The sequence below is a fragment of the Shewanella sp. DC2-4 genome (assembly GCF_013248875.1).
GTDB lineage: Bacteria > Pseudomonadota > Gammaproteobacteria > Enterobacterales > Shewanellaceae > Shewanella > Shewanella oncorhynchi.
Genome location: NZ_JABRVR010000002.1, coordinates 496,177 through 518,837, shown reverse-complemented (window position 1 = coordinate 518,837; position 22,661 = coordinate 496,177). Strand labels below are relative to the sequence as shown.

At 46.1% G+C, this 22,661-nt stretch carries 16 protein-coding genes; 7 read left to right on the top strand and 9 right to left on the bottom strand.

The window, feature by feature from the left end; all coding sequences use genetic code 11:
- Positions 1 to 93 precede the first annotated feature (93 nt).
- From HQQ92_RS02905 to hldE, 3 genes are all read right to left on the bottom strand, one after another.
- On the bottom strand, positions 94 to 573 hold the full coding sequence (locus tag HQQ92_RS02905; RefSeq protein ID WP_006082899.1) for a TetR family transcriptional regulator: 480 nt from the start codon (positions 571 to 573) through the stop codon (positions 94 to 96).
- Between the two features lie 151 nt (positions 574 to 724).
- Positions 725 to 1,552 carry a hypothetical protein gene (locus HQQ92_RS02900; RefSeq protein WP_173242964.1) on the bottom strand — a complete coding sequence of 276 codons (828 nt, stop codon included), beginning with the start codon at positions 1,550 to 1,552 and terminating at the stop codon, positions 725 to 727.
- Positions 1,549 to 2,979 (bottom strand): bifunctional D-glycero-beta-D-manno-heptose-7-phosphate kinase/D-glycero-beta-D-manno-heptose 1-phosphate adenylyltransferase HldE, encoded by a 1,431-nt coding sequence (gene hldE, locus HQQ92_RS02895; protein ID WP_028761811.1) that lies wholly within the window; start codon positions 2,977 to 2,979, stop codon positions 1,549 to 1,551. The genes HQQ92_RS02900 and hldE overlap by 4 nt, the downstream gene beginning before the upstream one ends.
- Before the next feature lie 103 nt (positions 2,980 to 3,082).
- Here hldE and HQQ92_RS02890 point away from each other — a divergent pair, with 103 nt between their 5' ends.
- Positions 3,083 to 4,009: an LpxL/LpxP family Kdo(2)-lipid IV(A) lauroyl/palmitoleoyl acyltransferase gene (locus HQQ92_RS02890; RefSeq protein WP_173242961.1), complete on the top strand. Its 927-nt coding sequence runs from the start codon at positions 3,083 to 3,085 to the stop codon at positions 4,007 to 4,009.
- Between the two features lie 91 nt (positions 4,010 to 4,100).
- Here the strand turns inward: HQQ92_RS02890 and HQQ92_RS02885 are convergent, their stop codons facing one another.
- Complete coding sequence (locus HQQ92_RS02885) at positions 4,101 to 5,831, bottom strand: potassium/proton antiporter (RefSeq protein ID WP_105251569.1); 1,731 nt, start codon at positions 5,829 to 5,831, stop codon at positions 4,101 to 4,103.
- 886 nt (positions 5,832 to 6,717) lie between these two features.
- Here HQQ92_RS02885 and HQQ92_RS02880 point away from each other — a divergent pair.
- A complete protein-coding gene (locus HQQ92_RS02880) occupies positions 6,718 to 7,632 on the top strand; it encodes a L,D-transpeptidase family protein (RefSeq protein WP_105251568.1) in 915 nt (304 codons plus the stop codon).
- A gap of 92 nt (positions 7,633 to 7,724) precedes the next feature.
- Here HQQ92_RS02880 and HQQ92_RS02875 read toward each other — a convergent pair whose 3' ends face one another.
- On the bottom strand, positions 7,725 to 8,552 hold the full coding sequence (locus tag HQQ92_RS02875; protein ID WP_105251567.1) for a M14 family metallocarboxypeptidase: 828 nt from the start codon (positions 8,550 to 8,552) through the stop codon (positions 7,725 to 7,727).
- 216 nt (positions 8,553 to 8,768) lie between these two features.
- Here HQQ92_RS02875 and HQQ92_RS02870 point away from each other — a divergent pair, with 216 nt between their 5' ends.
- On the top strand, positions 8,769 to 10,187 hold the full coding sequence (locus HQQ92_RS02870) for a pitrilysin family protein (protein ID WP_173242958.1): 1,419 nt from the start codon (positions 8,769 to 8,771) through the stop codon (positions 10,185 to 10,187).
- Positions 10,184 to 11,749, top strand: coding sequence for a pitrilysin family protein (locus HQQ92_RS02865; protein WP_249195686.1), 1,566 nt, complete (start codon positions 10,184 to 10,186; stop codon positions 11,747 to 11,749). The genes HQQ92_RS02870 and HQQ92_RS02865 overlap by 4 nt, the downstream gene beginning before the upstream one ends.
- 44 nt (positions 11,750 to 11,793) lie before the next feature.
- On the opposite strand, the gene HQQ92_RS02860 is transcribed toward HQQ92_RS02865, so the two are convergent.
- Positions 11,794 to 12,591 (bottom strand): polymer-forming cytoskeletal protein, encoded by a 798-nt coding sequence (locus tag HQQ92_RS02860; RefSeq protein ID WP_173248554.1) that lies wholly within the window; start codon positions 12,589 to 12,591, stop codon positions 11,794 to 11,796.
- 281 nt (positions 12,592 to 12,872) lie between these two features.
- Here HQQ92_RS02860 and zapE point away from each other — a divergent pair, with 281 nt between their 5' ends.
- Both zapE and HQQ92_RS02850 read left to right on the top strand, forming a co-directional pair.
- Complete coding sequence (zapE, locus tag HQQ92_RS02855; RefSeq protein WP_173242955.1) at positions 12,873 to 14,153, top strand: cell division protein ZapE; 1,281 nt, start codon at positions 12,873 to 12,875, stop codon at positions 14,151 to 14,153.
- 587 nt (positions 14,154 to 14,740) lie between these two features.
- Positions 14,741 to 16,366 carry a methyl-accepting chemotaxis protein gene (locus tag HQQ92_RS02850; RefSeq protein WP_173242952.1) on the top strand — a complete coding sequence of 542 codons (1,626 nt, stop codon included), beginning with the start codon at positions 14,741 to 14,743 and terminating at the stop codon, positions 16,364 to 16,366.
- 124 nt (positions 16,367 to 16,490) lie between these two features.
- On the opposite strand, the gene HQQ92_RS02845 is transcribed toward HQQ92_RS02850, so the two are convergent.
- The gene (locus HQQ92_RS02845; RefSeq protein WP_173242949.1) at positions 16,491 to 17,489 is read right to left on the bottom strand and encodes a LysR family transcriptional regulator; all 999 of its coding nucleotides are present in this window, start codon (positions 17,487 to 17,489) and stop codon (positions 16,491 to 16,493) included.
- Between the two features lie 138 nt (positions 17,490 to 17,627).
- Between HQQ92_RS02845 and HQQ92_RS02840 the strand changes: the two genes are divergently transcribed.
- The gene (locus HQQ92_RS02840) at positions 17,628 to 18,587 is read left to right on the top strand and encodes a sodium-dependent bicarbonate transport family permease (protein ID WP_173242947.1); all 960 of its coding nucleotides are present in this window, start codon (positions 17,628 to 17,630) and stop codon (positions 18,585 to 18,587) included.
- A 77-nt stretch (positions 18,588 to 18,664) separates the two neighbouring features.
- On the opposite strand, the gene HQQ92_RS02835 is transcribed toward HQQ92_RS02840, so the two are convergent.
- Both HQQ92_RS02835 and glnE read right to left on the bottom strand, forming a co-directional pair.
- Positions 18,665 to 19,636, bottom strand: a complete 972-nt coding sequence (locus HQQ92_RS02835; RefSeq protein WP_173242944.1) for a diguanylate cyclase — start codon at positions 19,634 to 19,636, stop codon at positions 18,665 to 18,667.
- Positions 19,637 to 19,740: 104 nt separating this feature from the next.
- Positions 19,741 to 22,596, bottom strand: a complete 2,856-nt coding sequence (gene glnE, locus HQQ92_RS02830) for a bifunctional [glutamate--ammonia ligase]-adenylyl-L-tyrosine phosphorylase/[glutamate--ammonia-ligase] adenylyltransferase (protein WP_173242941.1) — start codon at positions 22,594 to 22,596, stop codon at positions 19,741 to 19,743.
- Positions 22,597 to 22,661 lie beyond the last annotated feature (65 nt).

The following is a 22,661-nucleotide window of genomic DNA, read 5'->3' as shown; positions in this document are numbered from 1 at the left end:
TATTGGGGTATGACTTACCTCAGTACAAATCACGATTTTTACCCACAAAAAAGGAGCCATCTGGCTCCATTTTTATATTCATTGGTCAGTCTATTATGCTGCTTTTGCCACATCAAAATTGGATAACAACATCACAGCTGTACGGCCTAATAAATGGTTGATCGTGCGATCGCCCGCTAAGCCTAACTCAGCAATCGCTTGCTGACGCGCTGTACTCACCGCTCTAAAGAGGGTAATTTCATTATTCGCACCACCACAAAGACTAAAGAACAGTCTTAATACTGCGCGGTAATGCTCTTCCTGCATTGCCTGCATCCAGGATGTTTCCAATGCCTCTTGGCTAGAAAAATCCAGCGCAGCAACAAATAGATTGCCGATACGACTATCTAAACGAACAAGAAAATCGCTTTTGCGTGGAAAATGGTGACTAATACCTGTGCGACTAATACCCGTTGCTTCAGATAACGTAGTATAAGACATAGTCTCAAAGCCGATAGTCAAAATTTGTCTTAACGCTTCATCCATAATTTGATTTATGGTTTGCTCAGTTTGTACTCGCGAGCGCTTAGCCATAGTAATGTCTCCCCTCTTATTTTTAGGGGGAAAGCTTACCAAAGCCGCTCAGGGATTACTGCTGTTCACTGGGCCGTAACCAGCGTATTTCACTTTTGTTCAGCTAGGGTTCAGTTTAAAACAGGCTTCACCACTGATTTAATTAACACATTCATAACATTGAATTTTGTACCAACCAGTTATGTGCTTTTTCTTCGCCCATGAGTAAAACGAACGTCGGTTGGAGATAGTGTCCAAGATCAGCTTTTCGCCAAAATAGATATTCAGGAAGGGGTTGCAATACACTCGCGCCAAAAGTGCGTTGCATTAAGCTCGAATACTCACCTAATAATCTCGGCTCTAATTGCTCGGCTTTAGGGTAGAAATTCGTTAAAAAGTCCCGATACTCGGCAAATTTAGCCACTTGAGCAACATCGTATCGATGCAACACTTGTATCAACATTGGCGAGCTCCAATGCAACAAATATTGCGGGCTTGTTAATGCATCAAGGTTGCGTCTGTGGTATTGCTGCCACGCCAAGGCAAAATCATTTTTCTCCCGTGCGATACGCCAAACCAAATAAATGTCAGCTAGCCATTCATGTTGATATGCACTCAAGTGAATAGGTAACACAGAGCCTTGCAGAGCAAGGTTCTCCAAATGACCGAGCTCATGCCATAGGGTTAATTGCGGCTGTTCAAGCAAAGGTAATTGATAGGTCACCATATCGACACTGGCTAACTGTACTTGTGGTGTCAGCTGCTCATTCACTAAGACTAGGCCCGCAATCTTATTGTCATCGACGGGCATGACCATGGCACTTCTGCGGCCTAAATCAAGCCTAAATTGTTCGAGTGTTGCAGGAAGCTGCACCAACACTTGCTCTGGCAGTAATGCCAAGCAAGTGCCAAGCTCTGGTAAAGGGCAAATCAAAGCCTGCTTATCGGCAATGGGCGTCCAAGTCAGGCTAGATGCGAATGCCAGAGCGACTAAGCTCACTGATTCGCCATGATATTTTGAATAATCGCCGTGGTTGAAATACCATCCTCAAAGCCCAGCACTTGCACTTGACCACCTGCGGCAATCACTTCAGCGCCACCAGCAATATCCTCAAGCTTATAATCACCACCTTTGACCAGCAGATTTGGCAGCAATCGAGTAATGATGCGCTGCGGCGTATCTTCACTAAAAGGCACAACCCAATCAACAGAAGCTAAGCCAGCGAGCACAGCCATACGACGATCAACCTGATTAACTGGACGGCCTTCACCCTTGAGGCGTTTAACCGAGGCATCATCGTTTACCGCGACGATCAAACGATCGCCCAAAGCTTTCGCCTGTTTAAGATAGCTCACGTGGCCCGCATGTAAAATATCAAAGCAACCATTAGTCATCACCACACGTTCACCGCGTAGTTTGGCTTGCTCTAAGGCGTAGGCCAGTTGATCTTCACTCACCACCCCAAAACCCGATTCTCCATGGTGCAAAGCTAGGGCTTCAATAAGCTCAATGCGGCTCACGGTAGAAGTGCCAAGTTTACCTACCACAACGCCAGCGGCGGTGTTCGCAATTGCGCAAGCCTGCGGTAAATCGGCGCCCGCGGCTAATGAGGTTGCTAAGGCTGAAATCACAGTATCGCCAGCACCCGTCACATCATAGACTTCACGGGCAACGGTAGGAATGTGCAACTCAGGCGCATTAGCGGTCACTAAGGTCATGCCCTTTTCAGAGCGGGTCACTAAAATGGCATCAAAATGATGTTGCTTGAGTAAGCCACGGGCTTTTTCTAGCAGATCGGCTTCAGAGGTCACAGTGCCAACAACGGCTTCAAACTCACTCATATTTGGGGTAATGAGTGACGCGCCATGATAACGACCAAAGTCACTGCCCTTAGGATCGACTAATACCATCACACCTTTCGAACGCGCTAAAGCAATAAAATCTCGCGGCTGATCGATAGCGCCCTTAGCATAGTCAGATAACACCACGACATCGACAGAATCGAGTAAGGCCTCGGATTGTTTCAATAAACGCACGCTATCGGCCTTGTCGAAGGCTTCTTCGAAATCGAGGCGGATAAGCTGCTGATTACGTGATAACACCCGCAGCTTAGTGATGGTTGGTTTATCAGCAATACTTAACCATTGGGGTTCAACCCCTAAAGTTTGCACACCGAGCGTTAGGGCATGGGCAGTATCGTCTTGACCGACGAGCCCGGCAAGTTGGACTTGCCCCCCTAAGGTCGCGATATTGAGCGCCACGTTGGCCGCGCCGCCGGGTCTGTCTTCGACTTGATTAATCTTCACCACAGGTACGGGGGCTTCAGGGGAGATACGTCCCGTAGGGCCAACCCAATAGCGGTCTAACATCACATCGCCGACGACTAACACTCTGGCTTTTTCAAATGCTGGCAGAGAAACCTTCATAGTGCTCTTATCTTTATGCAGAAATTAAACCGTGATTGTACCTAATTTTCAGCAAAAATTGAGTTAGAATGAGCAGTAATTTTCAAAAGTAGTGAGTATTTTTGTGGTCGAGAAAGCCGAGTTTTCATCTTCTTTATATCATCCTAAGCATTGGCCCATGTGGTTTGGCGTATTTTTGATGCGTTTAACTCAGCTTCTACCGCTTCCTTGGCAGATGACGCTGGGGAAGGGATTCGGTCGCTTAGTAATGAAATTCGCAGCTGGCCGCACCCACACAGCGCGCCGTAACTTGACCCTCTGTTTCCCTGAAATGACGGAAGCACAGCGAGAAGATTTACTCACGCGTAACTTTGAAGAAACGGGCAAAGCCATTTTCGATACCATCAATGCATGGTGGTGGCCCGATGAAAAAGTGCAGCAGCACATGAGTATCAAAGGCGAAGAACACGTACAAAACACGTTAAATGCTGGCCACGGCGTGATCCTCTTTGCCGTGCATTGTTTACCGCTGGAAATGGGCGCACGTATCTTCGGCCAATTCCAACCCGGCGTGGGGGTTTATCGCCCACACAATAATCCAGTGATGGAATACCTGCAGGTCAAAGGCCGTTTACGCTCCAATAAAGGTCTCATTTCTAAACGCGACTTGCGCCAAATGATACGCTGCCTCCGCAATCCCGATGTGATTTGGTACACGGCCGATCAAGACTTTGGCCGTTCCAGCGCGGTATTTATCCCATTTTATGCCATGCCAGATGCGGCAACGATTACCGGTGCCACCACTTTAGCTAAACTCGGCAAAGCCAAAGTCCTGCCTTTTTTTGTGGAACGTACTACAGATGATAAAGGCTATCGAATTGAAGTGATGCCACCGCTGGATAATTTCCCCGGCGAAGATGAGTTAGCCGACGCCATTCGCGGTAACAAGATTATCGAATCCATCATAGATAAAAACCGCGCCCAATATATGTGGTTACATCGCCGCTTTAAGACCCGTCCCGACCCAACGGACAAATCTTTATATCAATAAGCTCAATTAGCTTTGAATACAAAAATGCCAGCAAATAAGCTGGCATTTTTTATGGTAACTTTCGATAGTAAGGACCATCTAGCACATAGGATTAGAGCGCATTCTCAGTCGGTAAACGAATACCTACGTTAGTGACTTTGCCTTCATATAGCCCCGCCACCACCCAATGCAACGATTGCCAGTGGAACTGATCCCCAAGTACAGGATTGGCGCCAAGCTGAGATACCACAAGGTCTGCGACTGTCATATCATCAGCGAGATTATCTAAACTCAAACCATAAATAGGCGCGAGATCCGCAAGCTTAACGTCTGTTTCAATAAAGAAATCACCGAAGAATCGTTGTACTTCTTTATTTTCTGGCGCTTGGCTAAAGAGGTTACTCAAGGCTTCTAAACTTTTCTCCTGACCCAGCACACAGAGTATATCGCCCGCTTCGAGGCGAGTACTACCCGATGGATGCAACAAAGTGTCATCCCTAAATACCGCCGCAATCCGTGTCCCATCTGGCATAGCCAAGCGCTTTAGTGGCTCACCAATACACCACTTACTTTCACTCAAACGATAGACAAACACTTCCCATTCGCTGCTCGGGTAAATTTCAACTCCCGAGCGCGAAACGGGTAACGGCTTTGGGGGCAGTTCCACCTTAGCTAAACGCGCCGCAGTGGTCAAAGATGCACCTTGAACCAGCAACGACACTAATACAACGAAGAAGGCTAAGTTGAAGTACAACTGAGCACCCGGTAAGCCCGCCATCATAGGGAATACTGCTAAGATGATAGGCACAGCGCCGCGTAACCCCACCCAAGAAATAAACCAGCGGTCGCGACTGCTAAAGCTCTTAAACGGCAATAGACTGATCCATACGGCGACAGGGCGAGCAAATAAAATCATTCCGAATGCCAGAGCAAAACCTGGGATCATGATATCGACTAAATCTGAAGGGGTAAGCAATAACCCTAATACGAGGAACATGCCGATTTGACTGACCCAAGTCATACCATCCAGTACGTTCAAAATCGCATGACGGCCACGGGTTGGCTTATTGCCGAGGAACAGACCCACTAAGTAAATCGACAAAATACCGCTACCACCCAGTTTGTTGGACGCAGCATAAATAATCAGACCACCGCTTAAAACTAAAATAGAGTACAGACCATCAGCTAACTTGCTTAAATTGACGAGCTTCCACAGCATCCAGCCGCCGCCCAAACCTAAACAAATACCCAGACCAAATTGCTTAATAAAGCTAATAAGCATAAAGCTGAAGGACAACTCACTGTCGACATTGGCAAGAATGGCAATCAAGGTTACGGTTAAGAATACCGCCATGGGATCGTTACTGCCGGACTCAATTTCTAAGGTCGCACCAACCCGCTCATTAAGGCTACGCCCTTTAAGCAGAGAAAATACCGCGGCGGCATCGGTCGAGCCCACAATCGCGCCCACCAGCAAACCTTGCAACCAATGCAAGTCGAACAACCATGCGGCCATCATGCCGGTGATACTGGTCGTAATGGCAACGCCAAAGGTCGCCAACGATAATGCAGGCCATAGCGCCACCCTAAAACTGGCAACGCGGGTGCGCATACCGCCATCGAGTAAAATAATCGCTAAGGCTAAGTTACTGACTAAATAGGAAGTTGAATAATCATCAAACTGGATTCCACCAAGTCCATCTTCGCCAGCCAAAATACCCACAGCGAGGAAAATCAATAAAATAGGGATGCCCAAACGGGAAGACATAGGACTAAGTAAAACACTCACTGCTGTAAGCAAGGCGCCAATCAGAAAAAAACTATTGATGGAATCTGCATCCACAAACGCCTCCTTAATACAGGTTGTTTAGTTAAACGATAGACAAATCACCGAGGTTAAAAATGACTCAACTCACAATTTTATGATTTTATATTAGCACAAAAATATCGAATTATTGGAGCGTTAAATATTAAATTTCAATCATCTACATAAAAAATGTCATAAAACCAACTTTCTATTAACCTTTAGATAAAGGCTAACGTAAAACCTAAAGGATAGCAGAACATCACCACACGACTTAATAAGCATTAAAATAAATAAATATCAAATAGTTAAAAATAACAAACTGAACGTAAACTCAAATCATTCAAGCAAAACTCAGCTCACAAACCTATATAAACTAACGGTATCATAGCCAATTTAGTGTCAGATAAAATAATGTCGTGTAAAGGGTGAATATTTGACCATTATCCTTAAGCTAATTGTTTTAACTCCATTTATTTGCCAATGAGATGATTTAAACTCACTTTATCCGATGAGCAATAGCCTTGTGAGAAAAGGACCACACACTGTTTTCCCAAAACAAATCAATTCAGTTCCAGTAACGCCATACATGCTCGCCATTTCAACAGACACGTTTTAGATTGGTTAACACTGCAAATATTTTTCATCAAGCAGGAAGGCATACACAAGATAATTGAGTACAGCAGGTTTTAACGACAAGACTAAATACTGGCAATTGACGCCGCCAAGGAAAACCGTTAAAACAAAAAATTAAGCGATAAATCCGCCGTACTGATCATATTTCAGTTGAAATAATGTCCAAAATAAGGAAGGATGCGAGCTTCGCGCGCCAGTGCATTTTGCTCGTCAAATTGCCGCTCTCGTTTTAAGAGAGAAAGCTGCGTTAAACACGCTTTTTTATTAACAGGAATCGTAGTATCCGCTTATGAGTATGCTTCGCACCACAGCTTTATTATTGACTTTGGTTTTCCCTAGTCTGTCCGCTTTAGCAACGGAATATCCTTTACCAGCCGCCCAAAGCAGGCTAATTGGCGAGAACCAGTATTATACGGTTCCAGAGGGTAAACACACTCTCGAAGATATCGCAGCCAAATACCAACTTGGTCTCAGTAACCTACTCGAAGCTAACCCCGGTGTGGATCCATTTCTGCCAAAACCAGGTAGCCAACTGATCATTCCATTGCAATTGATCCTGCCAAACGCTCCCCGTGAAGGCATAGTGATCAACGTGGCTGAAATGCGGTTGTATTACTATCCAAAAGGCAAAAAGACTGTTGAAGTGTTGCCTATTGGTATTGGCCAAATAGGTAAAGACACACCAGAAAACTGGGTGACCACTGTACAACGCAAGCGTGCGAATCCAACTTGGACACCCACACCGCGCATTCGTAAAGAATATGCTGCTAAAGGTGAAATCCTGCCAGCGGTATGGCCAGCGGGTCCAGATAACCCTATGGGACTGTATGCGCTGTATATCGGCAACTTGTATGCGATTCACGGTACTAACGCAAGTTTCGGTATCGGTTTGCGTGTCAGTCAAGGTTGTGTGCGTTTACGCCATGAAGATATCGAACATCTATTCAAGACTGTACCAGTGGGAACCCGGGTACAATTTGTGAACCAGCCGATTAAAGCAACCGAAGAGCCAGACGGTAAACGCTACTTAGCCGTGCATCAACCATTGTCTCGCACTGTGGCGGAGTTTGAATCAAATGAGCCCGTTGCGATATCACTGCCAAAAGAGATCGCTAAGTTTATCGCTAAAGCTGACACTGATTCTTCTGTGATCAAGAAGCTACTCGATGAACGTACTGGTGTGCCAATGCGAATTAATCAATAATTCACTGGCGAATATCACCTAAAAAAATACCCGCAATCTGCGGGTATTTTTTTGTCATGTCAGGCTGTTCACTAACGTAATAGACTAACATATCAATCACATAAAGGTGCACACAGAGCCAAGAAGTGAGTCATAGCAGCACTGTTTGCTAATACGCGTTGATCGAAGTTTTGCAACGCAGGCGTTTCAGTACAAGCACCTACACGAGCACCACTTCGTACTAAACAAGCTTCAAAAGACGTATCAAAATGATTGAAGATCAAACCATCCTTAACAGGACACCCATCAATCTCACCGTCTACCGCAATCGGGAAATAACCACCTAAAGTATCGCGCAGATCGAGACTAAAACGTCCAGGCACTTGGCTTGGCTCAAAAGAATACACATAGGCTTCACGACTCAAGACATCTTCATGGCAAGTTAAAATACCGTCTCGACTCGCAGCAAGCAGTAACTGTGCGTGCTCTAACAATAGCTTACCTTCAACCGATGTATGTTCATTCGCTTTAGGTTTACCGTTCTCAAATACAAAACCACGATTTGGGTTTTCGCCGTATTTATTAAATCTATGACCACGACTGAATCCAGTAGGATTGACGAGAGGCAATAAACTCAAGTTCACCCGTTCAAATAGGTCTGCTGAAGCTTCACTCAAAAAATGCAACAAACCCCATGGGCCTGCAGATTCTTCGCCATGAAATCCTGTGCTGATCAATAAAGAAGGTAAGCCTGACTTAGCGGCCGGTGACTGATACAAGCTAACATCGTATTTACCCACTTCACCCAATGTTTTCTCAACCATGCCCAAACGGGTCATTTCCTGCTCAAGCAGCAGATAGAAATTATCAATATCAGTGCTTTCACAGTTAAAAATATCGCTTTTCCACTGAAAGGATTCGAACGGAGATCTGCTTACCATATCTTGTACTTATGCCAGAAAAAGAACTGTGCCATCATAGCAGTTCTTTTCAAAAACTGAATGCTATTCAACTGATTTCGATGAAATCCGAGCAGTCGTCGACAGTGGTGCAATCTGTATCGATACCTGCGAATGTATCAATTGCCTGTCGTTAATGGTATCCAGCTTGAGTAAGACATTTAACAAATTAAAAAATAAGCTCGGCAGGACGCACTTATGAACACTCAAATCACCTTTTTTATCGCCCTTTCGGCCAGTGTTTTCAGTCATACGCTACAGGCCCAATGCCACGCCGAGCAAGATGCACAAGCCTTATATGCGCTCGAAGCGAATATAGAGACCTATACACTACAAAATGGCCTGACTGTGCGATTACTGCCCATAGCAGATAAACAAACAGTCACAGTCGCCAGCCAATTTAATTTAGGCGCCCGCAACGAAGCCCAAGGTCAGAGTGGTTACGCCCATCTGTTTGAGCACATGTTGTTTAAAGGGAGTGAAAATGCCCCCGGCGATACCTATGCTCAGCAGTTCAGTGCTTTAGGTGCACGTTTTAATGCCAGCACGCATTTTGACTACACCAACTACTATGTGACGCTGCCAAACCAAGCATTAGAACTGGGCTTATATCTCGAAGCCGATCGCTTTATCCGCCCTAGCCTTAACGCCACTACGGTTAAAAATCAACAGGAAACCGTACTGCAGGAAATGGCACAAACCATAGATAATCAGCCCTATATCCGCAGCGCGATGGCGTTTTTACTCGAGCAAGTAAAAGGCACTCCCTACGGTCACGGTATTATTGGCAGCCGCGAAGATATCTTGCAAGCCACGCCAGAAAACCTAACGGCCTTTCACCGTGCTTATTATCGTCCCGATGCGATGCAGCTTTCCCTTGTCGGCAAACTAAGCCCACAAACCCGACAATGGATAGAGCAAAATTTTGCGGCTTGGTCTAGGCCAACGATTGCTGAACCTGAATTTTCTGAGTTAACAATCCAACCTAAACAAGTACATGCTGAGTTAGTGGATGAGCGCGGACCTTGGCCCGGATTACTGCTCACTTGGCATACAGTAGGTAAAGATCACCCCGATGCTGCGGCAATTCGGCTGCTAGAAGGTTATTTATTTCAAAACACCGCCAGTGCACTCGCTAAACTCAGTCTGCATAATCCCGAACAAATGCTCAGCTACTCCCTGCCCTTTGAGTTAGAAAATCATGGCATAGCGAATATCGTCCTGGTTCCACGGGCACGGACCTCACTCGATGCCTTAGTGCAAAAAGTATTGGGACTTGTGGCACAAACGCAGCAAGATGCTCTTGATGAAGCAAGTCTTTGCACACTTAAACAAGTGTGGTTAAACAATCAATTACAACAACTGGATGACACACAGGCCTTAGCCATCAAGCTTTCCGCAACGTCGGCTCAAGATAAAGACCATCCCTTTACCGCGCAGTGGCAACGGATCAACGCAGTCACGGCCGACGATATCCAAAGCGTTGCAAAACGGTATTTCAACCAAGATTATGTCCGAGTCGACCTACTGCCACCTTGGTATATTCGCTGGGGTAAAACGCTACTGGAATGGCTGCCTAACGATATGAGTGACAGTTTAGAGGATGCGGTATTATGACGACTCAGACAATGTCAAAGCAGCTACAAGGCTTAATGTTCTGCGCTGTGGCTTTATCACTAAACGCCTGCCAGCAGACGCAAATCATCTTCACGCCGAGCGAACCGCCGAGTTTAGCCCATTTTGAAACGCCAAACTCTTTAGCCCATTCTTTGCCTAGCTCTTTGAACAATCATTTACTCAAAAGCGGCGTCATTATCCCCGTAACGGATGAAATTTTTACCGATGAAGCCCATACCGAATTGGATTTACCCTATCAGTTACATCGCCTTGCCTCACTTCAAATGAATAACAGTGTGAGCAACAGGGTCAGTTTAGCGGCAGTGAGCCCGCAAGTTCCCTTCAATAATCCTGATATTTTACAGATTGCCTTTCAAGAAAAGGCCCGCGCACTTGCCATTAGCCGCGCAGATCCCTGTCTTGAGACTTTCAATATGCGTGTCAGCTTGCACAGCATTAATTTAAGCCTCACTTGCCCCGACGATGTTAACCATATCTACGGCTTACTACTGCAATTTTGGCAGCCAGATGCCTTTGTTGATGCGACAACCACCCCCGTCGATGTCGACAATATTCGCCGTCAACTCAAGCTCAATAAACACTTAAACGCCTTTAGTGGCGCCGAGATAGATAAAGTGTGGCGCGATAAACTGCTCGGCCCAGAACATCCCTACAATAGAGTGATCAATAATAATGCATTGTTCGATTCGCTCAGCCTAAGGCAACTGCAACAAATCCAACAGCAGGCGGTAACACAAGCACAGTGGCATCTTTTTCTACCCAACTCTTTGGCAAATAACGCTAAATTTGACCTTCAAGCTAGCCTTAAACTGTGGCCATTATTGCCTAATTCAGTGTGGAAAGCGGATAAAGCAGAGACAGTAAAGCCTCAGCAAATCAAGAGGATTTACCTTATTGATGCGCCGGGCAGCGTGCAAACCCAAGTCCGCCTAGGTTATGCCATAGATCATGTCCTAAGTGATGCATCAACTCAGCAGCAACTGAACCCACAGGAAGTCGCCTTAAGCTGCCGCAGTTTATCCGCACTCATGGGCCGCAGTTTTTCGGGCAGACTCTACTATGATTTACGGGAAAAACGCGGCCTCACCTATGGCATCTACGGCCAGTGCGCCAATGCACCGCTCTCCAGCAGCATCAAGTTTTATGGCAGTACAGCCATAGAACATACGGGCGCGTTTGTGGTGGGGATAGTAGATCACCTAACACTCGTTAAGACGCAAGGTGTTAGCCAAGGTGAAATCGATGCGCTTAAAACCTATTTGATCGGTGAAGATTTGCTCAGCCAAGACAACAGCATTCAACGTGAAAACCAATATATCCACCAAGTCGCGACAGGATTAACTCAAATTGAAGTTCAGCAGCTAAATGCAGGATTACAGGCTCTAACGCCCGAAAGGCTACAACAGTTAGCAAACGCGGCTTTTAGTGGTAATCCATTGATTATTTTGCGGGGCGATGTTGATCGAATTCTTCCTGACTTAAAAACCAAGCTACCAGAGTGGCTGTTTGAAAGGGTCAAGGTTGGCCTAACTGACAACTAAAGCCAAATAATCCTTCTAAAAGATTCAAATGCGCGATCGACAAATTAGAGCTTATTGGTCGCACTGTCGCTGGCACGCGGTGCGCCATTATCACCCTGCGTCATCTGTTCATGGCCTTGTTCCATTTGTTGTAAATCTTCCATCGCCGAATCCTGCTGCATGATCTGCGGATCAGGATCATCTGCCGGTAATACCGCCATATTGTCGGCATTCGCGCTATTTGGCGTAGCAGGTTGTTCAGGAGCCATACCATTTACGGCCTTAAGCCCCTCGATTGCCGGAGACACCTCAGTTTTCAGCGGGCTGTTACTAAGATTCGGTAACCACTCACGCAATTGCTCGGGTCCAAAACTAAAACCTAACGCTATGACGACAGTTGCCACTGCAACATACAGCCAAGGGCGAATCGCCAGATGATCACCTCTTAGTAAAGTGCTTTCACTGGCATATAAATGCGCATCCGAGCGTTGAGCTATTGGCGCGAGTGCTTGTAGCATGTCCGGCAAGGCATCAAGTTCAGGACCTTTAATACGCTGACCAATAAACTGCCCGCCTTCGTAAATCTCCATCTGATGACTGCCGACTTCACCGTCAACCACACCAGAACTGGTAATAATCAACTTATTACAACAGACTCTTCCGCGAAATACGCCACAAACCCGCAGCTCATGACAACTGACTTCACCAGAGATCTCGCCGCCAAGTTCGATCTTAATTTGTCCTGCTGATCTAATCTTGCCCTGCAATTTACCCGCAATGAATGCCGCGCTCTCTAACTGAATGTCGCCCTCAATCAAGGTTTGCGCACTGATAACCGTAATGCCATTGCCCTTACTCGCCATAGGATTCATTCCATATCATTATTTTTGTGACAAAGATGTTATGGTAAAAGTCCTCGAGAATAAAGCACTGGTTTCGCTTAGTATTTGACCTAAGCCCCAGAGCGGGACTTAAGTCACGTCAGCGACTATGTTACCCTGCGCAGCTTGCCATATGGCTCCCGAGTACCTGAATATGAGTAACAGGATGCCTCAAAAAGGTGAGTGCTGATATCGCACTAAAACAAAGCTAAAGAACACACTAGCAGCAAACACCGAAAACAAACCGCCAACGAGACCCCGACATGGCACATTCAAACTCCGCTAGCTCGCAATCGATAACCCCAATCGTGACACCACTTGAAGCGTATCGCGCCAAGGTGAGCATAGATCTCATTGACGATCCCGCGCAGCAACAGGCGGTGTTGGCGCTCGATGTGCTATTTAAGCAGTTGATGCTACAGCCACATTCAGCACAGTTTTCCCTTATCAACAAACAAGCAATCAAAGGTCTGTATCTGTGGGGCGATGTGGGTCGGGGCAAAACGTTTCTGATGGATTTGTTTTTCGATTGTTTGCCGAGTGAAGGCAAGTTAAGACTGCATTTTCACCGATTTATGGCGCGGATTCACCAAGCATTACGCGAACATTCGGGTAAACGAGATCCGTTAACTCTCATAGCTAAAAATCTCGCAAAAGAGTGCAAGGTGCTGTGTTTCGATGAGTTTTTTGTCTCGGACATTGGCGATGCCATGATACTCGCAGGGCTCTTTGAATGCCTATTCAAACAAGGTGTGGTACTGGTCGCCACCTCAAATATTCCTATTGAGCGCTTATATGAGAACGGCCTAGCTAGACACAGATTTTTACCTTGCATCCAACTGCTGCAAACACACACTCAAATGCTGCATCTCAATGGCAACCAAGACCATAGGATGCACGCCATCAATGCTTCATTAAACAACGAGATTGGCATTGATAGCGCTGAAGTTAACGCCTCGATTTCCCGCAATATCGGCATTACCGGAACACTCGATTTTGAGCAGATTTTTGACAAGCTAGTGAATGGGTTAACGCCAAATACACCCTATATGAGCGCTACTGCCATTAGTGATAGCAGAATGAGTAATACTAGCCTCACCATCTGCAACCGTGAAATTCCAGTGATCCGCGCCGCTATAGCACCAACAGGCAACTCAGTCGCTTGGTTCGATTTTTATGCCCTGTGTGACGGCCCGAGATCTCAACTCGATTATATCGAAATAGCCAGCCGATTTAAGATCTTAATGGTAAGCGGCGTTCCCAAATTAGGCGGCGAAATAAAAGGCTGGATCCGTGCCCGCGGCACAGAGGACGGTACAGGTGATAACCAAGCCGCAGCCACGGGCGAGCGCAAACTCTCCTATGCGGCCAACGACGACCCAGCACGGCGTTTTATCAGCTTAATTGATGAGTTATATGATCAAAATGTCAGCTTATATCTCAGCTGCGACGTGCCACTGAGTGAACTTTATCAAGGTGGCGCACTCAGTTTTGAATTCCGCCGCACCTACAGTCGATTAATAGAAATGAGTCGAAGTAAATGACCGTAAAACATTAGCAATTTATCGCTCTGTTGAGTTAGACCAAAAGCCTAATATTGATAAGCGAGAAGTTAGCCATCACGATAAAAATTCGAGAAACAATTAGTGACAAGATAATTCATGCATTAAGAATATAACAAGTCAAATACGCTATTTGCAGATACAAGCCTAGAAAGATGAATAAGTACCTAAATTGAAAATCTGCAACCATAGATAAACTAGTACAGAAAAAACATTATAATAATTAAAAATCAAATACATAAAATATAAAACCCATCTGCCATAATCGATTCAATCCACACAACCAAATGACTCATTACGTTCAATTTGCTTCTAGCTGTTGCTAACCTTGAGTTTTAAGGTACGGTGTAACTTAGTTTCAATTGTTCTAATTTACAGCCTATAGGTTTAAATCGATCAAATTTACAACCTGCAACATAAAAGCTCAAAAATATAATCTATAGTTTATGCAATCAACTAAAGACTCATGATTCTGAATAAGCGCCATGACACTTAGTTCGAAGTATTCGCTAGAAAATATTAAGAACAGCCTTAAACGGAACTCTTTTAAATACAGGGACGATTAACTTATGTGGTTACGACAATTTAAGATTGGCTCACGATTAATTGCTGCGTTTGGATTACTTGCTCTTGTGTTGCTACTTCAAGGAATCATGTCATTACAGACGATGTCATCCATGCGATCCACTGCAGAAGAAATTGAAGATAATACCCTACCTACGCTGGTCAGTCTGTCGAGCATCAACCTCAATGTGATGCGCGCTAGGGTGTTTACATTTCGCCTGTTATTAGCAAATTCGGCAGCAGAACTTAACAAAGGACTCGATACATTAAGGCAAATCCGCCAGAGTATTAAAACGGATCAAAAAAACTATGAGCCTTTAATTAGCCTGCCAGGTGAGCAGGAGCTCTATCAAGAATTTAGTGGCAGCCTTGATCTGTATTTAAAGCATCAAGATGAGATGATCAGCAAGCTACAGGCGAATGATGCAGCCGAAGCTAAACGGATCATGGATGATGTCATGATAGTGCAAGCCGAAAAAATGACAAAGACGCTCATTAGCATTGGCAGCTTGAATACTGAATATGCAAAGGAACAAGGTCAAATAACTGCACAAGCCTACGACGAGAGTAAATGGCTAAACAGCATTATGATAGTGGGCTCCTTAATCGCTGCATTTGTAGTAGCAATATTTTTAACTCGCAGTATCGTGCAGCCAATGAAGGAAGCTGTAGGCATTTCAGTGGCAGTCGCAAGGGGGGATTTAACGCAGAAAATCAGCACAGTGGGTAAAGATGAAACCAGTCAACTGATGCAATCATTAGCTGAAATGCAGCAAAACCTGCGTGACACTTTATCCCATATAGCAAACTCCTCTAGCCAACTCGCCTCCGCCGCCGAAGAACTCAATTCAGTCACTGAAGATGCTTCCCGCGGCATACAGCAACAAAATGATGAAATACAGCAAGCGGCAACTGCGATTACCGAAATGAGTTCGGCAGTAGATGAAGTTGCCAATACGGCGGTGCTCGCTTCAGAAGCCTCTGAAGAAACCGCCCGCAGTACCGAATTAGGTAAAAAACAGGTAGATCAGACAGTCGCAGCCATTATCGACATGAATCAGGATGTAACGCAAAGTTCACAGGTTGTTCAAACCTTAGCGATTCAAGCGAGGGATATAGGCAAAGTTCTCGATGTGATCCGCGCCATTGCTGAGCAAACGAATTTACTGGCCTTAAACGCAGCCATTGAAGCGGCGCGAGCGGGCGATACAGGCCGTGGTTTTGCGGTTGTTGCTGATGAAGTTCGCGCCCTAGCCCATCGCACTCAGTCCTCGACCCGTGAAATTGAAGACATGATTAACAAAATCCAGCACGGCACCGAAACGGCTGTGCAATCGATGCAGCACAGCGGCCAAAAGGCTGAACAGGCACTCTCAGTCGCAAGATTGGCAGGGGATGCATTAAACACGATTAATCGCCAAATCAGTACTATGAATAACAGCAACATGGTCATCGCAAGCGCCGCCGAAGAGCAAGCGAAAGTCGCACGCGAGGTCGATAAAAACATTGTGAATATTAGTGATCTTGCCAGCCAAAGTGCTGCGGGGGCACAGCAAACCAGTGCCTCAGCACATGAGCTCTCAAGACTCGCCGTTGAACTGAACAATCTACTGACGCGATTTAAAGTCTAGAGTATCACTTTATAATGGAATCAGAGGGTAATGGCACAAGATGTGTTAAACCGTTACCCTCAATGCATAACGCTATGATCTAGTTTAATAAAGCATTCCATAATACAAGCGAGACTCAAGAGTGCTAGGATCGAGTTTGCGGTGCATGATTAAAGTGCATAGCCAGTTCACTGATATCAGTGGCAACCCATTCTGGCTCGATACACTCGACCAAATGCGCCGCCATAAAGTCCACTAGTTGCATGGCGGCATAGGGCAAACGGCGATCTTTACGGCCAACTAGATACCAGTTACTTTCGAGCGGAAACCCCGTAACAGTTAGAATTGCAGGTTTTTCGCGCCCTTCTTGCAAGGTATGCGCCGAAATCACCGACAAACCTAAGCCCGACGCGACACTCAAGCGTATCGCCTCATTACTCTCGATTTGCATAGTGTCACCGAGCGTGATGCCTTGGCCGCTGCACCAAGACTCGAACATTAAGCGGGTGGCTGATCCCGGTTCGCGAACGATAAAACGCTCATTTTTAAGCTCGTTAAAATTCACTTGTTCACGACCCACTGCCCAATGCTCCTTTGGTGCAATCAGTTGCAGCGGATTTTTGATGATGCGTGCAGATAACACGTTATCGCCACTTGGAGGATGACTGAACAGGTATAAATCATCTTCTTGACGTTCAAATCTGCCTAATACATGGGCACGGTTACCAATGTTTAAGGTCACTTTAACCTGTGGAAACTGCCGATAAAATGCCCCTAAAATCCGTGGTAACACGTATTTTGCGGTAGTGACAATACCGATATTAATGTGACCGACACTGCCACCTTTAGCCTGCTGCATAAAAGCATCGAAATCCTCAAAACGACTCAAGGTATCGCAGGCTGCGCGGTACAACTCATTACCAATCAAGGTCGGTAACATGCGACCATCACGACTCTCGAGTAATGGCTCGCCCAACACATCGGCCAGTTTTTTAAGCTGTAATGACACTGTGGGTTGAGTTAAATGCAATGCCCTCGCCGCTGCGGAAATATTACCTAACCGCACCACTTGCACATACACCTGCAGTAACCGAAAACTCAAATGCCGCAATTTAAGCTGAGTCGATGACGAACGCTTATCCATAGACAATTATCTATACCTAGGTGGTAAACAATTTATTTTTCAATATAACTAATTAGGTCCAAAATCACCAGCCATCAGGATCACTCGACAAACAAGCGCGTTTTGCACCGCTTAAAAGTCAAACTTAATGAGATACCCATGCCCGATATTGTCATTGCATTTTTCGCCTTAGGCCTGTTAGCTGGCCTAGTGAAGTCAGATCTTAAAGTCCCCCCCGCGATCTACGAAACCCTATCCATACTGTTAATGCTCACTTTAGGCTTAAAGGGCGGAATGGCGCTCCACGGTCACACCCAAAACTTAGTAATCACTGAGCTGTTAGCGGTTGTTGCTTTAGGTTTGATTATCCCCTTGGCCTTATACCCTGTACTAACTCGGCTGGTTCGCATTGGCCATACCGATGCCATTAGTATTGCCGCCCATTACGGCTCCGTCAGTGCGGGAACCTTTGCGGTGGTGATGGCTATGGTTGAAAAATCTGGACTGATCTTAAGGCCAGAAACGACCCTGTATCTCGTGCTGCTGGAACTACCTGCTATTGTCGTAATGCTCTGGTTACACAGATACTTAAGTGCCAAAAAAGCAATTGAAACATCACCCAAAAATGAAACTCAATCAAGCGTGTTGCACGAAGCCTTAACCAGCCGCGGCGTTGTATTACTCCTTGGCGGTGTGGTGATAGGTTGGCTTTACGGCCCAACGGGACTTACGCCGCTTACACCTGTGCTACTAGGCGGGTTCAAAACCTTACTGGCATTATTTTTACTGGAAATGGGCTTAGTAACGGCCAAAGTGTGTTTGCCGCTACCACTTAAACAATGGCGCTTATTAGTGTTTGCCGCCGTAGCGCCCTTTGTATTGGCTTGGTGTGGTATTGGTGTAGGCGTTTGGTTGGACTTACCTTCAGGCAGCATTTTAGTGTTAGCGGCATTAAGTGCCAGCGCATCTTATATCGCAGCGCCTGCGGCCATTCGTGCCGCAATCCCCGAAGCCAATATAGGTCTGGCTATGCTAGCCTCACTCGGGATCACATTTCCGGTTAACGTGCTAATTGGCTTACCCTTATATCAACATTGGGTAACGCTCATTACAGCTTAGTACTTCTTCGCCGAATAATGTCCAATGAAAAGGGAGACATTATTGTCTCCCTTTTCATTGGCATAAGCGTAAACAATTTAAGATGCATCACTGTGATGTGTGGCTTTATCCTGATACATGGCTTTATCAGCGGAATCTAACAGATCCTCTAAGCTCATATCTGAATTTGGTGTCCAATGGGCGATACCTATGCTGGTCGCCAATCTATGTTGCTTAGGATGCTGTTGATTATACTGCTCAAGTAACTGCTTAAAACGCTCGATGACCCGATTGACTGTATCTCTATGCACAAAACTTAGCAGCACCACAAACTCATCGCCGCCAAGCCTTGCGATCACATCCGACTCCCTAAAAGCAGTCATTAAGATATGGGCAAAATCATATAACACCTGATCGCCCTTGCGATGACCAAAGCTGTCATTCACTTCCTTAAAAAAGTCGAGATCGAAGAATACTAAGGCCGCCTCAGATTCGGTACGTCGACAACTCGCCAGTGACTGATGGGCCAGTAATTCAAAACCACGTCGATTCGAAATAGCCGTCAAGGGATCTAAGGTATTTTGCGCGATAGAGAGTAATTCAGCCTCTACCATTTGTCCTAAATCCGTTAAGGTTTCAATGTCTTCAGCCGTAAAATCCCGCGGTTCAGTACCGATTAAACACAAAGTACCCACCCGATATTGCTCGTGAATGGTGAGGGGATAGCCGGCGTAAAAGCGAATGTGAGGCTGCTCAGTCACCAGAGGATTGTCACTAAAGCGGGGATCTTTGAGGGCGTCGTTCACGATGAAAATGCCGTCATGATTGATCGCATGTCCACAAAATGAAATTTCCCGAGGTGTTTCAGTCACCTCCAATCCTTGACGGGATTTAAACCATTGCCGATCGGCATCTACTAAGGTCACAACACAGATGGGCAAGGAGAAAATTCTGCGCGTAAGCCGAGTAATACGATCGAAACGTTCCTCGGCATCGGTATCGAGCACATTAAGTGCGCGTAACGTGGCCAAGCGTTGCAGCTCGTTTTCAGGAATTGTAGGTAATTGCATGGCACTCTCAGCTAACTTCTCTCATTAAACTCTAGCTTAAATTGTGTATTCTTGCGGTGTTAAGGCTGAAATTCGTATCAGCCTTAATCCCCTTAAAGACTGCACTATTCAAGCACAGCACGATAAATGTTTAACACCCGCTCAGCATGGTCTTCTACCTCTGACACTGGTAACTGCCCCGCCTTTTGTTGCAGAGTAAGTCGATGATTTTCATCTCGTAGTAAGCAATAGGTCTGAGTTAAATGCTGGGCACTCATCATTGGCAAAAGTTCAAGCTCAGCTAACACACCAAAAATCCGCACATTGTCGGACCAAATCGTTAGCTCTGGATACTCGTTGGCATTAGCCAGCACTAAGTACTGGGCAATAAACTCAATATCGGCAATCCCGCCTAGACTCTGCTTTAAATCAAACATGCCATCACTGACTTTAAGCAAGTGATCACGCATCTTCTGACGCATCTCACGCACCGCTTTTTGCAGCTCAGCTTTATCCCGCGGCTTTTCCAATACTGAAGCGCGAATACGGCTAAATTTGACCGCTAAACTATTGTCGCCAAAAACAAAACGCGAGCGCACTAAGGCTTGATGCTCCCACGTCCACGCCTCATTAGCTTGGTATTCGCCAAAACGCTCAATCTCACTGACCATCAAACCCGAGGCGCCAGAAGGACGCAGCCGCATATCTACTTCATACAACTCACCCGAAGTCGTGCGAGTCGAGAATAAATGCAAAATACGCTGGGCAAGTTTGAGGTAAAAATGACCAACTTCAATCGGGCGATCACCATTGGTCAGGCCATTTTCTGTTTTATTTTCACACAAGAAAACTAAATCGAGATCGGAGCCGTAACCCAATTCAATCCCGCCGAGCTTGCCATAACCGACAACGGCAAAGCCTGTGTCACTGCCCTCAAGGTATGCTGGCACGCCATGGCGCACTGAAACCTGTTGCCACGCCTGCATCACCACTTGTTCGATAATAGCTTCGGCTAAAAAAGTTAAGTGATCGCTCACTTGCATCACGGGTAAAACACCCGTGACATCGGCGGCGGCGATTTTAAGTTGTTGTGAAAGCTTAAATTGTCGCAGCGCTTCCATTTGCTGCTCCATATCATCCTCGGGCACGCGCATCATGTACTGACGCAGCTCGCTCGGATAATCGTCAATGGAGGTCGTGTCATAGAGCTGCGACGGATCGATAAGCTCATCGAGCAACATGGGAAATTTAGCCAACTGCGCGGCAATCCAAGGACTGGCGCAGCACAAGCTCACCAACTGCTGCCGCGCGCCGGGGTTTTCACACAAAAGCTCAAGGTAAGTGGTGCGAGTTAAAATCTGCTCCAGCACCTTAGACACGGGCTCAAAAGCTGACGATGGACTCTGTTGATTAATCAATTCTTCCAATAATCTTGGCATTAATTTATCTAAGGTTTCTCGCCCGCGCGGACCAATCGAACGCTTAGTCACTGTTTCGCGCCAGCTGCTGAGCATAGGGCACAGCTTGTCATCATCAATTTGCTGTTCGGCCAACAACGCGATGCCATCATCAAGGTCTTGCATATTCCACAGCTGCGTTGTCCAATGCTCTGCCTTTTCTTCGCCTTCTTCGCCACCCACAGTGGCTTTAAAATGACGATGGATTTTGCTCATTGCCGCTTCAATATGAGTGCGTAAATCAACCTCATTGGCCATATCGAGTACATGGCACAATCGCGCCCAATCCAGTGGATTATTCGGTAAGGTTTGGGTTTGTTTATCGTCAATGGCTTGCAGCAGATTCTCAACCCGGCGCAGCAGTAAATAACTGTGTTTAAGCTCATCCACCGCCAAATATTCAAACTGCCCTAAGCTGTAGAGCGTATCGATAGCACCGAATAAACTCTGCTGGCGCAACGCAGGCTCACGGCCGCCACGGATCAATTGAAAACTTTGCACCACGAACTCGACCTCACGAATACCGCCTGCACCGAGTTTAATATTGTCGGTCAAATGACGGCGCCGCACTTCTTGCGCGATGAGTTGCTTCATTTTCCGCAGGGATTCAATTGCCGAAAAGTCAATATAACGGCGATACACAAAGGGTCTCAGGAGGCTGTGTAGTTCATCGGAGAAATGGTTCCAAGGCCCGAGCGCACGCGCCTTGACCATGGCATAACGCTCCCAGTCTCGCCCTTGTTCTTGGTAATAATCCTCAAGACCACTAAAACTCACCACCAAGGGGCCACTTTCACCGTAGGGGCGCAAACGCATATCCACGCGGAACACGAAACCATCGACTGTGACTTGATCGAGCAAGTTCACTAGCCTTTGCCCCATGCGGATAAAGAATTGTTGATTATCTAAACTGCGACGACCGCCGACGGTTTCGCCATGCTCAGGAAACGTGAAAATCAAATCGATATCGGAGGAGAAATTAAGCTCGCGGCCGCCTAACTTGCCCATGCCTAAAATCAGTAGCGGTTGCGGATTCCCTTCTTTGTCCATCGGCGTGCCATATTGAGCGCACATATCTTTATAGAGCCAATCGCGGGCGCAGATCACTAACGCTTCGGCGAGCGCCGACAGATCAAGCAAGGATTCCTCTAAACTGGCATAGTCTAAAAAGTCACGCCAAGCTAAACGCACCATTTGATAGTTACGAAACCGTCGCAGGGTGGTTTTAGCCATCTCCTCAGTGGTCGTGCTAGCAAGTTCTTCATGTAAATCAACATCAAAGTTTTTACGATCAATCAGGCTTAAATCGCCTGCAAACAGCATAGCGATCCACTCGGGATGTCGGCATAGTTGAGCCGCCACATAATCACTGAGTCCCAAAACCGTTTTGAGTTCTTGCTGCTGAGCAGGCGTTAATTGCGCAAGTCCTTCGGACCATGCTTCCTCTAATCGCAGCCAATTGCGTTCAGCGGTTTGATTAATAAGAATAGACAATGACTTATTACTGTCTTTTTGCATGGTCATAATAATCCCTAACAAATTTAGCTATCGACATATTATGTCGTAAATGATATAGATTGACGCCACAT

Excerpts from the sequence above, each read along its gene's own strand:
- HQQ92_RS02905 (WP_006082899.1), bottom strand. The coding sequence starts at position 573 with ATGGCTAAGCGCTCGCGAGTACAAACTGAGCAAACCATAAATCAAATT.
- hldE (WP_028761811.1), bottom strand. The coding sequence starts at position 2,979 with ATGAAGGTTTCTCTGCCAGCATTTGAAAAAGCCAGAGTGTTAGTCGTC.
- HQQ92_RS02880 (WP_105251568.1), top strand. The coding sequence starts at position 6,718 with ATGAGTATGCTTCGCACCACAGCTTTATTATTGACTTTGGTTTTCCCT.
- HQQ92_RS02875 (WP_105251567.1), bottom strand. The coding sequence starts at position 8,552 with ATGGTAAGCAGATCTCCGTTCGAATCCTTTCAGTGGAAAAGCGATATT.
- HQQ92_RS02870 (WP_173242958.1), top strand. The coding sequence starts at position 8,769 with ATGAACACTCAAATCACCTTTTTTATCGCCCTTTCGGCCAGTGTTTTC.
- HQQ92_RS02865 (WP_249195686.1), top strand. The coding sequence starts at position 10,184 with ATGACGACTCAGACAATGTCAAAGCAGCTACAAGGCTTAATGTTCTGC.
- HQQ92_RS02860 (WP_173248554.1), bottom strand. The coding sequence starts at position 12,591 with ATGGCGAGTAAGGGCAATGGCATTACGGTTATCAGTGCGCAAACCTTG.
- zapE (WP_173242955.1), top strand. The coding sequence starts at position 12,873 with ATGGCACATTCAAACTCCGCTAGCTCGCAATCGATAACCCCAATCGTG.
- HQQ92_RS02850 (WP_173242952.1), top strand. The coding sequence starts at position 14,741 with ATGTGGTTACGACAATTTAAGATTGGCTCACGATTAATTGCTGCGTTT.
- HQQ92_RS02845 (WP_173242949.1), bottom strand. The coding sequence starts at position 17,489 with ATGGATAAGCGTTCGTCATCGACTCAGCTTAAATTGCGGCATTTGAGT.
- HQQ92_RS02840 (WP_173242947.1), top strand. The coding sequence starts at position 17,628 with ATGCCCGATATTGTCATTGCATTTTTCGCCTTAGGCCTGTTAGCTGGC.
- HQQ92_RS02835 (WP_173242944.1), bottom strand. The coding sequence starts at position 19,636 with ATGCAATTACCTACAATTCCTGAAAACGAGCTGCAACGCTTGGCCACG.
- glnE (WP_173242941.1), bottom strand. The coding sequence starts at position 22,596 with ATGACCATGCAAAAAGACAGTAATAAGTCATTGTCTATTCTTATTAAT.